Origin of the sequence: Pseudomonas sp. PDM31 (assembly GCF_019218965.1) — a bacterium.
In the GTDB taxonomy this organism is placed as follows: domain Bacteria; phylum Pseudomonadota; class Gammaproteobacteria; order Pseudomonadales; family Pseudomonadaceae; genus Aquipseudomonas.
Genome location: NZ_JAHUWS010000027.1, coordinates 1 through 1324 on the forward strand (window position 1 = coordinate 1; position 1324 = coordinate 1324).

At 62.9% G+C, this 1324-nt stretch carries 1 protein-coding gene; it reads left to right on the top strand.

The genetic code is table 11. The annotated features are described in order from the left end of the window. Positions 1-1324 (top strand): Ig-like domain-containing protein (locus KW839_RS27275; RefSeq protein WP_218426042.1); only part of this gene is annotated, 1324 nt, incomplete at both ends.

Below are 1324 nucleotides of genomic sequence, written 5' to 3' on the forward strand. Positions count from 1 at the left end.
AATGCCACTACCGGCGTGGTCAGCTACAGCTACACCCTCACCGATAACGAAGCGCACCCAACCGCCAACGGCGCCAACACGCTGTCCGAGCAGTTCGCCGTGACCGTGGTCGATGACAACGGCACCACCGCCAATGCCAGTCTCGACGTCAACGTTGTGGACGACCTGCCTGCCGGGGTGAACGACAGCAATGCGAGTACTGCCTCGGAATCCCTGCTGACCCTCAACGGCAATGTGCTGACCAACGACGTACAGGGCGCCGACCGCGTACCGACTGGCGAAAACGTCGGCCCGATCACCCCCGGCACCTTCAACGGCACTTACGGCACCCTGGTGTTGAATGCCAACGGTACTTACACCTACACCCTCAACACCACCGACGCCGACTTCAAAGCCCTGCACGGCGGCGGTGACGGCAGCGAAAGCTTCCAGTACACCATCACCGACGCGGACGGCGACACCAGCACCGCCAACCTGGTGCTGCAGATCCACAACAACGACGACACCGTGACCCTCGACGGCCTGAACGTCTACGGTGGAGAGCTGACCGTCTACGAGAAAAACCTCAGCGACGGCAGCAACCCAGCCACCTCGGCGCTGACCCAGAGCGGCACCTTCACCGTGACGGCGCTGGACGGCCTGCAAACCCTGACCGTCGGCGGCATCGCCGTGGTCACCAACGGCGTGGCGGCGGGCTTCCCGCAATCGGCACCTACCCCGTTGGGCAGCACCCTGACCATCACCGGTTACAACCCGGCCACGGGCGTGATCAGCTACAGCTACACCCTGGTCGATAACGAAACCCACCCGAACGCCAACGGCGCCAACAGCGTCGTCGAGAACTTCAGCGTCGTCGCTACCGACACCGATGGCGACAGTGCAACCGGGCAGATCAACGTCAACATCGTCGACGACCTGCCGAAGGGTGTAAACGACAGCAACGGCACCGCCTCGGAATCCTTGCTGACCCTCAACGGCAATGTGCTGACCAACGACGTACAGGGCGCCGACCGTGTACCGACCGGCGAAAATGCCGGCCCGATCACCCCCGGCACCTTTAACGGCACTTATGGCACCCTGGTGTTGAATGCCAACGGCACCTACACCTACACCCTGAACACCACGGACGCCGACTTCAAAGCCCTGCACGGCGGCGGTGACGGCAGCGAAAGCTTCCAGTACACCATCACCGACGCGGACGGCGACACCAGCACCGCCAACCTGGTGCTGCAGATCCACAACAACGACGACACCGTGACCCTCGACGGCCTGAACGTCTACGGTGGAGAGCTGACCGTCTACGAGAAAAACCTCAGCGACGGCA